Source organism: Raskinella chloraquaticus (SeqCode) (genome assembly GCF_021731865.1).
Taxonomy (GTDB): Bacteria; Pseudomonadota; Alphaproteobacteria; order Rhizobiales; family UBA4765; genus Raskinella; species Raskinella chloraquaticus.
In genome coordinates, this window is record NZ_JAKFWN010000002.1 from 44,723 (window position 1) to 57,423 (window position 12,701).

Annotated in this window: 8 protein-coding genes; 3 read left to right on the forward strand and 5 right to left on the reverse strand. The window is 62.0% G+C overall.

Annotation, left to right across the window (positions count from 1 at the left end; translation table 11 throughout):
- Positions 1 to 170: 170 nt before the first annotated feature.
- Positions 171 to 776 carry an acyloxyacyl hydrolase gene (locus ACINK1_RS01525; protein WP_376802301.1) on the forward strand — a complete coding sequence of 202 codons (606 nt, stop codon included), beginning with the start codon at positions 171 to 173 and terminating at the stop codon, positions 774 to 776.
- 57 nt (positions 777 to 833) lie between these two features.
- Here ACINK1_RS01525 and ACINK1_RS01530 read toward each other — a convergent pair whose 3' ends face one another.
- Positions 834 to 1,187 (reverse strand): hypothetical protein, encoded by a 354-nt coding sequence (locus tag ACINK1_RS01530; protein ID WP_376802914.1) that lies wholly within the window; start codon positions 1,185 to 1,187, stop codon positions 834 to 836.
- A 194-nt stretch (positions 1,188 to 1,381) separates the two neighbouring features.
- On the opposite strand from ACINK1_RS01530, the gene ACINK1_RS01535 reads away from it, so the two are divergent.
- Positions 1,382 to 3,139 (forward strand): ABC transporter ATP-binding protein, encoded by a 1,758-nt coding sequence (locus ACINK1_RS01535; RefSeq protein WP_376802297.1) that lies wholly within the window; start codon positions 1,382 to 1,384, stop codon positions 3,137 to 3,139.
- Positions 3,140 to 3,142: 3 nt separating this feature from the next.
- Here ACINK1_RS01535 and ACINK1_RS01540 read toward each other — a convergent pair whose 3' ends face one another.
- Together ACINK1_RS01540 and ACINK1_RS01545 are read right to left on the reverse strand one after the other, a co-directional pair.
- Positions 3,143 to 3,865: a tyrosine-protein phosphatase gene (locus ACINK1_RS01540; protein WP_376802295.1), complete on the reverse strand. Its 723-nt coding sequence runs from the start codon at positions 3,863 to 3,865 to the stop codon at positions 3,143 to 3,145.
- 90 nt (positions 3,866 to 3,955) lie between these two features.
- Positions 3,956 to 4,531 (reverse strand): peroxidase-related enzyme, encoded by a 576-nt coding sequence (locus ACINK1_RS01545; protein WP_376802293.1) that lies wholly within the window; start codon positions 4,529 to 4,531, stop codon positions 3,956 to 3,958.
- A gap of 91 nt (positions 4,532 to 4,622) precedes the next feature.
- Here ACINK1_RS01545 and ACINK1_RS01550 point away from each other — a divergent pair, with 91 nt between their 5' ends.
- Positions 4,623 to 9,431: an NAD-glutamate dehydrogenase gene (locus tag ACINK1_RS01550; protein WP_376802291.1), complete on the forward strand. Its 4,809-nt coding sequence runs from the start codon at positions 4,623 to 4,625 to the stop codon at positions 9,429 to 9,431.
- A gap of 15 nt (positions 9,432 to 9,446) precedes the next feature.
- Here ACINK1_RS01550 and purH read toward each other — a convergent pair whose 3' ends face one another.
- Positions 9,447 to 11,039 (reverse strand): bifunctional phosphoribosylaminoimidazolecarboxamide formyltransferase/IMP cyclohydrolase, encoded by a 1,593-nt coding sequence (gene purH, locus ACINK1_RS01555; protein WP_395759943.1) that lies wholly within the window; start codon positions 11,037 to 11,039, stop codon positions 9,447 to 9,449.
- Between the two features lie 76 nt (positions 11,040 to 11,115).
- A partial coding sequence (locus ACINK1_RS01560) for a heparinase II/III family protein (protein WP_395759944.1) occupies positions 11,116 to 12,701 on the reverse strand: 1,586 nt, incomplete at its 5' end.

The following is a 12,701-nucleotide window of genomic DNA, read 5'->3' on the forward strand; positions in this document are numbered from 1 at the left end:
CAGCGACACCGGCATACCGTGAAGGCGCTAAAGCGCATATTGCTCTTGCGTTGCCGGCGCGATCTACTAAAAGTGCTTTTTCATGAGCAAAGGATCAGCCGGATCACCGCATTTGGTTTGTCGTCGTGCCAAGGTTCAGGGCCAAAGTTCAGGATAGAGATACGCAACCAATGAAAAAGACAGCCTTTGCGGTTCTGTTGATGTGCCAGCTGATGGTCTTTGGGCGCCCAGTTCATGCAGCCGACCTTCTGAACACCACGCCTGCGCCGCCACCGGCGGCGCCAGTCGCGCTATCGCCCTTTTCCGGCTTCGAGGCCCGCTTCGGCGGTATCGCGCATTCCCTGCTGCACCGCGCCGAGCAGAGCGCCGACATCAATCTCGAAATCCTCAGCCCGCGCTACGGAAACGCTTCCGGCAATCCCTTTCTTGATTTTGTCATTCGCCCGCGCCTCGTCGCCGGTGGCAACATCAACCTCGACCGTTTCCGCAATCAGGCTTATGCCGGTCTCGTCTGGACCTTCGACTTCAATGATCGTTTTGCCTTTGAACTGGGCTGGAACGCTCTCGTCCATGACGGGCCGAACAATCCCGGGGTCGGATCAAACCAGCTTGCCCTGGGTTGCAGTCTCCTTTTTCGTGAATCCTTCGCCTTCACCTACAAATTTGCCGATAACTGGAAAGTTGTCGCCTCCTTCGATCACGGTTCGAATGCAGGATTCTGCCGGCGCAATGTCGGCATCAACAATGCCGGCGTAAAGATCGGCTATACGTTCTAGTTTTTGCCATGGCGGCTGAGGTCGGTGATCGGACGCCAGGCCTCGCGATTGCTTCCGTCAGGGGGCCATGGTGAGTGCGAGATTATCGCTGTAGGTATTCACAAGCAGTGTGAACGGGTCGCCTGATCGCAACAAATCGACCTTGAGGCGATTCCAGATAACCTGGTCGCGGATAAGCCGCGCCACCTCGCGCCCCGGGTCGGTCATGTGCCTGACACGCCACGAGCGATTGCCATCCCAGTCAGAATGCAAAACGATATCGATGGCACCGGCAGCGTCAAGCTGATGGATGGCGGTGGTTGCGGCAGGTGTATCGAATAACGGGGGCGTTGTTGCCAGCGCCGAGGATCCGAGCTGGTCGGCCTCGGCAATCGCCAACAGCGTCAGGCGCGTCATATCCATCTGGTGCATTGACACAAGGTATCCTTCCTTGCGGAAAAGCGCAGGTTGAAGCCCTGGTTAAACCAGCTGCGCCCTAAAGCTGATCTAACCCGTTCATTCAAATGCGTTGCAATCGCCACTTTCCAGCGCTGGCGTGGTTGTTCGCTGGCGCCGCTTCGGCTAAAGCGCGTGCTTCCTTATACCTTTGAGGGCATCCTGCAGCGATGACGCCGACAGCCGCCGACAAAGCCTCACCCACTGCGCCCCTGCGCCGGCTTTGGCATGGCTGGCTGAAACCCTATTCCGGGTGGATTGCTCTCAACCTGGTGGCCATTGCCGGTGTCGCCGCCAGCACGTCGGGTTATCCGCTGCTGATCAACTGGGCCTTCGAGCGCGTCGCCGTGGCTGATGCGTCAGCCCTCCTCTTCACGCCGCTCTGGGTGATCATGCTGACGAGCGGCAAGGGCATCAGCCTCTACGCCCACAACGCGCTCACCAACCTCGTTGCATCCCGCGTTGTCCGTGACCTGCAGATCGCCATGTTCGGGCATCTCATCCGCGCTGACCTGCTTGATCTGCGCCACGAGGGGACGAACGCCCTGACCCAGCGCTTCTCGACCGACCTCGTCTTTGTGCAGAATGCCGTCAGCCGCACCATCACCAGCCTCGTTCGCGACGTGCTGATGATCATCGGGCTCGTTGGCGCCATGTTCTGGCTCGATTGGCAATTATCTCTTGTCGGCCTGCTCATCCTGCCGATTGCCGCCTGGCCTGTCGCGGAAATCGGCCGGCGTTTGCGCCGCACCGCGCGGCGTACCCAGGAACGCATGGGCGAGATGGCCGGGATCATCGGCGAAAGCCTGTCCGGCGCCCGCATGGTGAAAACCTACCAGCTGGAGGATTATGTCGATCATCGTGCCCGCGATTCCTTCGAGGCTCTGCATCATTTGCGCGTGAGCGCCGCCAATCAGTTTGGACGCGTCGAGCCCATACTTGAGGCGCTGGGCGGCTTTGCGGTGGCGGGCATCCTCATTCTCATCGGCTGGCGTCTGTCGTCAGGCGGATCGACGATCGGACAATTCACCGGGTTTGTCTCTGCCTTGCTGATCGCTGCCCAGCCCATGCGCTCCTTGGGGTCGATCAACGCCGTTTTGCAGGAAGGCAGTGCCGCGCTTGACCGTATTTTCCAGCTCATTGATCGCCCGCCAGCCATCACCGACGCGCCAGGCGCCCGACCGTTGGCGATCAGCGACGGACGCCTCGTTTTCTCCGCCGTCTCGCATCGCTTCGCCGATAACACGCAGGCACTCGATGATGTGTCGTTTGCGGTTCCAGGCGGCACCACGCTTGCCCTCGTCGGTCGGTCGGGCGCGGGCAAATCAACGATCTTCAATCTTATTCCCCGCCTTTATGATGCAAGCGCCGGCTCGATCACCATCGACGGACAGGCTGTCATGGCGGTAACCCTTGCCTCCCTGCGCTCGCAGATTGCGCTGGTGAGCCAGGACGCGGTGATTTTCGACGATACCATCGCCGCCAACATCGCATTCGGCAGACCGGGCGCGGCGATGGCGGATATCGAAGCGGCCGCACGGGCCGCGGCAGCCCATGATTTCATCATGGCATCATCGCAAGGGTATCAGACACCGCTCGGCGAGGGCGGCGCCCGATTGTCAGGCGGCGAGCGTCAGCGGCTGGCGCTGGCCCGTGCCATTCTCAAGGACGCGCCGATCCTGCTTCTCGATGAAGCGACATCAGCGCTTGACGCTGCGTCCGAGCAATTGGTGCAGGATGCCTTGAAGAAACTGACCGCCGGGCGCACGACGCTCATTATTGCCCATCGTCTGGCAACGATACGTGATGCTGATGCCATCGTCGTGCTTGATGAGGGCAGGGTGGTTGAAAGCGGCACGCATGAGACGCTGCTTGCCGCCGATGGCGCTTACGCGGCGTTCCATCGCCTGCAGTTTCGCATCGACTGACGCCTATTCACGCCGCAGGATCTTGTCGACGATGAAGCTGCCGATGGCGGCTGGCTTGAAGGAGGCCTTCAACGCCTTCTGATCATAGACGGTGTCAACCCAGTGCATGAAGTCCATCGGTTGCTCGTGCGTGTCGCTGAGATAGCGCGCGAAGAACGCATCGAGCACACCTGTCGGCCCGGCCTTCATATGGCCGTTTCCTGATAATTGGCGCGCTGCGGCTGCGACCGGTACTCCCTCGCGCAGGATCAGATAAAGCGCCGAGGCGATACCGGCACGATCCGCCCCCGATTTACAATGGAAGAGGGCGGGATAGGTAATCCGCTCGATGATCGCTTTGAAGGCATGAATCTGTTCGCGGGTCGGCGGGTCGCGCGACCATAGAATGCAGTTCTCGAGGCTGATGCCCCGCCGCTCGCAGGCCTCCCGCTCAAGCGCGTAGGAGCCAAATTCAGTCGCTCCCCGCAAATTGACGATCGTTCGTATGCCATAGCGCCATTTGAGATAGGCTATCTGCACGGGGTTGGGCTGCGGACCGCGGACAACCTTGTCGCCTACTTTGGCGACATTCCAGTAGACGGGCCGGATGAAGCCATGATCAGCGAATGTCAGGCTGAGCCAGGCGCGGATACGCCGCCCCGGGCTGTCGATGGGCTGCGCCCAACGTTGCCGTGCCGCTTCCACGCGGGTGAGGGGCGGTGAGATCTGGCGGTCAGGCGCGTTCAAGCAAAAATCCCGTTCAGCCCCGGCAAGACGGCGGGACTGATTAGAGGTCTATCGCCGCCAAGGCAACCGCGCCGTGGCGGCCGCGTTGTCTCAATCACGCACCATCGTCATATATTCCTTGTTCGGGCGCATGTCGCTTGCGCTTGCCAAACGGTTGGTCATGTTGAAGAAACCGGCGACGGCAGACATATCCCAGATATCCCGATCGCTGAAGCCGGCAGCGCGAAGCGCTTGGCGATCCGCTTCCTCGATCAACTCGGGTGATTTGCTGAGCTTCCACGCGAAATCGAGCATGGCACGCTGGCGCGGCTCAAGGTCGGCGGCGCGATAATTCATCACCAGCTGTTCGCCGAGCGCCGGTGATTTGGCCAGCCGCCGCACTGCAGCCCCGTGCGCCGTCAGGCAGTAATAGCAATGATTGGCACTTGATACGACGACCGCGATCATTTCGCGCTCCAGCTTGCTGAGGCCCGATGGGCCGATCATCAGCTCGTCGTGGAAAGCGACAAAATTTTTCAGCTTTTGCAGATCGAAGGCATAGGCCTGCAGAACATTGGGAATGAAGCCCAGTTTCTCCTGGCACTTGGCGAAATAACCCTCCATGTCGGCATCCAGCGCCGCCTGGCCGCCAAGTTCAAGGGCAATTACATCCTGCGAATCCGTCATCTTCCTCTCCCCGCTGCCGTCTTTCTCGGCTAGAGCTAGCAGAAGGCCGCCATTTGTCGAAGCGAGCACGGCCATATCAGGGGAGGCTCCCATGCGGGACGACGAAGCAAGCAAGGTCAAACTGATCGCCGACAGCAGCAAGTTGGCCGCAAAGCTGTGCGACGCCCCGCCAGCCTTTGTCCGAACGCTTTTCAAGAGAGCTGCGGCCGAAGACATCCTGGTTTATTCGCCGCAGGACCTCGCCTCCCTCATCGCCACCAGCTGGCGAAATCTCAAGAAGCGCACGGCTGGAAAGCCGGTGATTTCCGTTTTCAACACCGGAGCCGAGGGCAGCCCGCTCGCGGCGGTGACGGTCATCGAGATCCTCAACGACAACATGCCCTTCCTGCTCGATTCGCTGATGGCCGAGATCACGGAAGCAGGCCATGAAATCCGCTTTGTTGTGCATCCTATTCTGCGCGTTGGACGCAGCGAATCAGGCGTTTTGAAGCGGCTTGCCGGCAGCGATGACGAGACGCCCGATATCCGGCAGGAAAGCCTCATTCATCTCCATATCGAGCGCCTTGACGAGGCGGCGCTGACGCGCCTGCGCGATGAGCTGGCAACCACGCTGCGCGATGTGCGCCTTGTCGTCACCGACTGGAAGCCGATGATGGGTCGCGTCCAGCGCGTCGTTGAAGAACTCAAACGCGTACCACCACCCTTGCCGGTCGGCGAATTGAGCGAGGCCATTCATTTTCTCGAATGGCTGATCGGCAATAATTTCACCTTCCTTGGTCTGCGCGAATACGTCGTCGATGGCCGCGGTGCGCGCAGCAAGCTTGCGCCCATGAACAATAGTGGCCTTGGCCTGCTGCGCGATCCAGCCGTCGGCCTGCTGCGACGGGGCCGCGAACCGGTGACGATGACACCTGAATTGCGTGATTTCCTCAGCCAGCCGCGCTCGCTCATCATCACCAAGGCCAATCTGCGCTCGCGTGTGCACCGCCGCACCCATCTCGATTATGTCGGCGTCAAGCTTTTCGACCCCAAGGGCAATCTCACCGGCGAGTTGCGTATCTGCGGCCTCTTCACCTCAACCGCCTATACCGGCGCCGCTCACGCCATCCCCTATCTGCGGCGCAAGGTCGAGAAGGTGATTTCGCAGAGCGGTTTTGATCCGCAGAGCCATTCGGGCAAGGCGCTGGTCAACATTATCGAGCAATTTCCCCGCGATGAGCTGTTCCAGATCGACGAGGAAACGCTGTCGACCTTCGCCCAGCGCATTCTCCAGCTCGATGAGCGCCCGCGCGTGCGCGTGCTGCTGCGTGCCGACAAATTCGACCGCTTCCAGTCTGTCCTCGTCTACCTGCCGCGTGACCGCTACACGACAACGACACGCCTGGAGATCGGCAAGATGCTGGCAGAACGGCTGAGCGGGCGCGTGTCATCGTGGACGGCCGATTATCCCGAAGGCCCGCTCGCCCGACTGCATTTCATTATCGGCCGGCGCGATGTGCCGTTCACCACCAGCGATGCCGGTACACTTGAGACGGCGATCTCGGCGATCCTTAAAACCTGGCGTGACAGCCTCGCCGACGATCTCATGGCGCAATACCCGCCAGCCCGGGCCCGCGCCCTGCGCGCCCGCTATCAGGATGCGTTCGGTGCCGCCTACAGCGATATCCATACGCCCGCTGAAGCGGTCGACGATATCCGTATCCTCGAGCGTCTGCATGAGGGCAGGGAACTGGCGATCAGCTTCTACAAGCCGGACGGCGCGCCTGCCCACGAGCTTGGCCTGAAGCTTTTCCATCGCGGCGGGGCGATCGCGCTGTCAACGCGCGTGCCGCTGCTCGAAGCGATGGGGTTCAAGTCAATCGAGGAATATTCGGTCGACATCATGCCGCAGGGCGACACCAAGGACCCGGTGACGCTTCACGATGTGCGCCTGTCGCGCGGCAGCGACCAGACAAGCGACTTCGCGCCATATTATGACAAGCTCGAAGCCCTGTTCATGGCTGTATGGCAGGGTCGCGCCGAAAGTGATGGCTTCAACGAACTGGTGGTGACAGCCGGCCTCTCCTGGCGGGAGATTGCGCTTGTGCGCGCCATTGCCCGTTATCTGCGGCAGGCACGCCTCCTCTATTCTCAGGACTATATGTGGGCGACCCTGGTCAAGCATGCGGTCGTTGCGGCCGATCTCGTCGCGCTCTTTTCAACCCGCTTCGGGCCGCTGCCCGGCGCCAGCCTGAACGCCCGCTCAGCCCGCCAGGAGGCGATCACGGCGCGCATTCTGGGTCGACTTGCCCATGTCGACAGCCTGGACGAGGACCGCATCCTGCGCCGCTTCCTCAACGTCATTCAATCGATGCTGCGCACCAATTACTACCAGCTCGACGACAACGGCCTGCCCAAGGCGACGATTGCCTTCAAGCTCGATTCGCAGAAGCTTGATCAGCTTCCAGCCCCGCGCCCGTTGGTGGAGATTTCCGTCTATTCGCCGCGCGTCGAGGGCGTTCACCTGCGCTTTGGCAAGATCGCCCGCGGCGGCATCCGCTGGTCCGACCGTCCGCAGGATTTCCGCACCGAGGTCCTGGCGCTGGTGAAAGCCCAGCAGGTGAAGAACGCGGTGATCGTTCCCGTCGGCGCCAAGGGCGGCTTTGTTCCCAAGCATTTGCCACCAGCCTCGGACCGCCAGGCCTGGCTTGCCGAGGGCACGGGCGCCTATCAGGATTTCATCGCCGCCCTCCTCGACCTCACCGATAATATCGATGTCAGCGGCAAGACGGTTGTCCGCCCCAATATCGTCCGCTGGGACGGCGATGATCCCTATCTCGTGGTTGCAGCCGACAAGGGCACCGCCACCTTCTCCGATACGGCAAACGCCATTTCGGCGCGCTATAACCACTGGCTGGGCGATGCCTTCGCCTCGGGTGGCTCGGTTGGCTATGATCACAAGAAAATGGGCATCACCGCGCGTGGCGCCTGGGAAGCGGTGAAGCGCCATTTCCGTGAAGGCGATGTCGATATCCAGTCAACACCCTTCACCGTCGCCGGCGTGGGCGACATGTCGGGGGACGTCTTCGGCAACGGTATGTTGCTGTCAACCAAGATCAGGCTGGTGGCCGCCTTCGACCACCGCGACATCTTCCTCGATCCGTCCCCCGACCCGGCCAAAAGCCATGCCGAGCGCCAGCGTCTGTTCAATCTGCCGCGCTCCTCATGGGCCGATTATGACAAGCGCCTCATCAGTGCGGGCGGCGGCATCTTTCCGCGCAGCGCCAAATCAATCTCGCTGTCGCCGGAAATCCGCGCGCTGCTTGATATCGCCAAGGCGGAGGCGACCCCCCAGGAGGTGATGACCGCCATCCTGCGCGCCCGCGTTGACCTCCTGTGGTTTGGCGGTATCGGCACCTACATCCGTGCCGCCGGCGAGAGCAATGAGGAAGCGGGTGATCGCGCCAATGATGCGATCCGCATCCTTGCAACTGACTTGCGCTGCAAGGCGATCGGCGAGGGTGCCAATCTCGGCATGACACAGCGTGCCCGCATCGAGGCGGCAGGTCAGGGTATCCGGCTCAATACCGACGCCATCGACAATTCAGCCGGCGTCAACACCTCCGACGTCGAGGTCAACATCAAGATCGCGCTGGGAGCGGTCGTGCGTGCGGGCAAATTGACCGAGAAGACCCGCAACACGCTTCTGGCCAGCATGACCGATGAAGTTGGCGCGCTGGTGCTGCGCAACAACTACCTGCAATCGCTCGCGCTCTCCCTGGCCGAGCGGCGTGGTGCAGAGGACCTTGGCTTTGCCCGCCGCCTGATGCGCAATCTCGAACAGGAGGGACGGCTCGACCGGGCCGTTGAATACCTGCCGCAGGACTGGGTGATCGATGAGCGCGCGAGACAGGGCAAGGGGCTGACGCGGCCTGAACTCGCGGTGCTTCTGGCCTATGCCAAATTATCGCTCTTTGACCGTCTGCTGGATAGCCCGGTGCCTGATGACGCCTATCTTGGCAAGGAGCTGGCGCGTTATTTTCCCGTTGACCTCACGCAGCGCTACGCAAGCTTCATTGAAGGTCACCGGCTGCGTCGCGAAATCATCGCCACCATGCTGTCGAACTCGATCATCAATCGCGGAGGGCCAACGCTGGTGCCGCGGATCGTCGACCAGACCGGTGCCAGCGCTGCCGATATCGCCGCAGCCTTCGCTGCAGTGCGCGATTCCTTCAAGTTCACGGCTCTTAACACCGACATTGATCGTCTCGACACGATCATCCCCGGCCAGTTGCAACTCGGCCTTTATGCCGACATTCAAAGCGTCATGATCGATCGCATCGTCTGGTTCCTGCGCAACGCTGCGCTCGACAGGGGATTGACGATTGTGATCGACCGCTTCGGCAAGGCGGTTGATGCGGGCGCTGGTTTTCTTGCGAAAATTCTGCCCGAGGCGGATGCCGAGCGGTTCAGTGCCCGCAAGGCGGAACTGGTCGGCTATCACGTGCCGCCCGTGCTCGCTGCACGGCTCGCCGCCTTGCCCTACCTTGCCCTTATGCCCGACGTCGTGCTGGTTGCCGATGCAACCCGCAAGGATCTGGACGTGGCCGCGCGCACGTTCTTTGCCGTCAGCGCCCATTTCCGTCTGGGTGAGATCGCTGCCCGCGCCGGAACGCTGGCGACCCCGGATTACTACAGCCGCCTGGCGCTTGATCGCGCTTTGTCGGATCTCTCAACCGCCGCGCGGCGCATCGCGGCCGCGGTGCTGAAAGCCGGCGGTATGGCAGGCTGGGCAAAACGCACCGGCCCGGCGGTCGAACGCACCCACAATGCCGTGAGCGACATTGCCGGAGGCGGCGATCTGTCGGTCGCCAAGCTTGCTGTCGCCGCCGGTCTGCTGGGGGATCTCGCCGGGAACTGACACGACCGGGTCAGCTCAATGCCGGAAGTGACGGGTGCCTGTGAAGACCATGGCAAGCCCGGCGGCATCGGCAGCAGCGATCACGTCTTTGTCGCGGATCGATCCACCAGGCTGGATGACGGCTGTCACGCCCGCTTGAATGAGGACATCAAGCCCGTCGGCGAAGGGGAAGAAGGCGTCGGATGCGGCAACAGACCCGCGCGTTGACAACGCCTCGTCACGAGCCGCGCTCACCGCATCGCGCGCTTTGCGAACGGCGCTCAGGGCCGAATCAACCCGGCTCATCTGCCCGGCGCCGATGCCGACCGTCGCGCCGTCCTTCGCATAGACGATAGCGTTCGATTTCACGTGCTTGGCGACGCGGGCAGCAAACACAAGATCGATCGTTTCACTGGTCGTTGGCGCGCGCCTCGTCACGACTTTAAGCCCATCGGCCTGCGCCGAGAGATGATCTCGCGTCTGCACCAGCATGCCGCCGGCGACCGATTTGAAACTTGTGCCGGCGGCGGCGGGATCGGGAAGCGCATCGGTGATCAGAAGGCGCAGATCCTTGCGGGTGGCAATGATGCGCCGCGCTTCCTCATCAGCACCCGGCGCGATGATGACCTCGGTGAAAATCTTGATCATGGCGCTCGCCGCCGCGCCGTCGAGCGGGCGGTTGGCGGCGATGATGCCGCCGAAGGCCGAGACCGGATCGCAGGCAAGGGCCCGCTGATAGGCCTCCGCCAAAGTAGCACCCTGCGCCACGCCGCACGGATTGGCATGCTTGACGATGACAATCGCCGCAGTGCTGGCAGCGTCGAATTCAGCGACGCATTCGAACGCAGCGTCCGTATCGTTGAGGTTGTTGTAGGACAGCTCCTTGCCATGGAGCTGGATGGCGCTTGCCACCCCGGCGCGAACCTCGCCAGTGCGGTAGAAGCCTGCCTGCTGGTGGGGATTTTCGCCATAGCGTAATTTCTGGATCAGCGGCCCGCCGAAAACGCGGCGCGAAGGCTCTGTGACGCCCAGCGCCGCATGCATCCATTCGCCGATACGCGCATCGTAATGGGCGGTGCGGGCAAAGGCCTTGGCGGCCATCTCCTTGCGAAAGACGAGGCTCGTCCTGCCATGATGGGCATCCATCTGCACTAGCAGTGCCTGATAATCCTCGATATCCGTCAAAACGACGACATGGTCATGATTTTTGGCTGCGGCGCGGATCATTGCCGGCCCGCCAATGTAGATATTCTCGACGATGTCGTCATAGGCCGCGCCCCGTGCCAGCGTCGCCTCGAAAGGATAAAGATCAATCACGGCCAGATCGATGGGGCGGATCCCGTGGTCCACCATCGCTGCCTCATGCGTGGCCTGCCCGCGTCTTGCCAGCAGGCCGCCATGGATCGCCGGGTGCAGGGTCTTCACCCGTCCATCCATCATTTCAGCCATCCCGGTGAGGTCGCTCACATCAGCAACGCTGAGCCCGCCTTCAATCAGGGCGCGGCGCGTGCCCCCCGTGGATACCAGCTCGACTCCCCGCTGCGACAGACCCAGCGCCAATGCCAGCAGGCCATTCTTGTCGGACACCGACAAGATCGCCCGCCTGAGCGCAACCAAATCATCAGCCATCACCACCTCTTTCACCAATCCTGTGTCGCTAACACGCTGTCATCGGGTTGCAAACCGGGCGCCCGGCTGCTGCCAGCTAGCTCGCCGATCCGGCCTTGAGCAGTGCAAAAAACCATGAGATCGCCACATCGCGCCCGCTTTCGCCACGAATAACCAGCTGGGCACTGCGCGGCGCGCGGCCCATTTCACCGAGAAAGGCGGATTCCTCGATTTCCACCCGCCCGCCAGGCACCCTGAACGCCCAGTAACTGCCGCCAGGCGTGGCAAGAATGACCGTGTCACCGGTATCAGCGAGGCTTGGACGGATATCGGGATGGAGATGAAAGCGGATGGCGAAGGGATGGGTGTTTCGTCCCGACCAGGCGTTCAGCGCCTCCAGCCGGTCCTCGCCATCGAGCCGCCGCCCGTCCTGCGCGAGCCACAGGGTGCGCTGATGAATGAGGCCGAAGAGTTTGGCGTAGCCATCATGCGAGGCCGACACCATGGTGATTTCGCCATCCTTGGCCCTGACGACGGGAATATGGGTCGGACCGGCGTCAAGAATTTCGCGCCCGGCGAAGCGGATGATCCGGCTTGAGGTCCGGTCATCGACGGTCAATGTCGAATGGGCGGCTGTGCGCCGCGTGAAATGGCGCCAGGGCGCGCGCTGATAAGCGGGAATGCCGCAATTGACGACCAGCCTTTCACCCTGGGCTGAAAATTCGAAGGCAAGCGTGCCGGCATGCGCCTCCGCCGCATTGCGCGCCGGTGGCGTAAAGCCACAATCGAGGATGAGGGCACCGCCGGGTGCTTCCAGACGCTGATAGCCCGAACCCTGCGCTTCGAGCGCCGGGCGCCCCCCTACATCATCGCTTCCCAGCACATTGGCGAGCGTCTCGCTGTCAGTTGGCCCCATGCCGTTCATCATCACCAGCGCCCCATCGGGATGGCTGAAGAAACGCAGCATCGGCAGCATGCGCTCGACCGCCAGCAGCAGCCCGCTCGGTGGCGGCACTTCGCGTGTCACATAAAGATCGCGCAGGGGAATGAGGGCAACCAGCAACTCCAGCACTGCTTCGGGGTTGCGCGACACATGACCGCCATCGGTATAGAGATCGCGACCCAGCACACGCTCGAGCTTTTTGCTGAAATAGGCAAGCGAGGCTGGCAGGGGGTCGATGACGAGGTGTGCCTGGGTGACGGCGACAAGCGCCAGAATCTCGTCGCGGCTTGAACTTGCAAGCCCAAGCCAAACCCCGTTGCGCAGATAGGCCACATGATCGGCGATCATGTGACGAAATCGCGTATAGAAGCTGCGGTCAGCCCCGCCCAGAAGGAGGGGCGCGTCGCTGAGGATGGCAATCAGGCGGGTTGACGCGAGCGGCAATGTCCACGCCTTGCTGCGGACGTTCATGCGCACCCAGCTGTCGACGAGAAGGCGAGCCATGCTCTCCGCCTCGCCGCCCTCGATTGCCGCGAGGTCGCGCAGCCATGCAAAGCCATGGATATAGCTTGCCCAATCGGCAGTCGGCGGGGCGAGCGCCAGAGCTTCGCTCGCTTCATTCTCGATGATCCGGCCGGCAACCGTGAATTTGCCGGCAAGCAACGACTCGCCGCGCCGCAAATTTCCCGCCCGCAGCGGATTGGGAACCGCGACCATCGGCGCCGACGGCGACCAGCCAT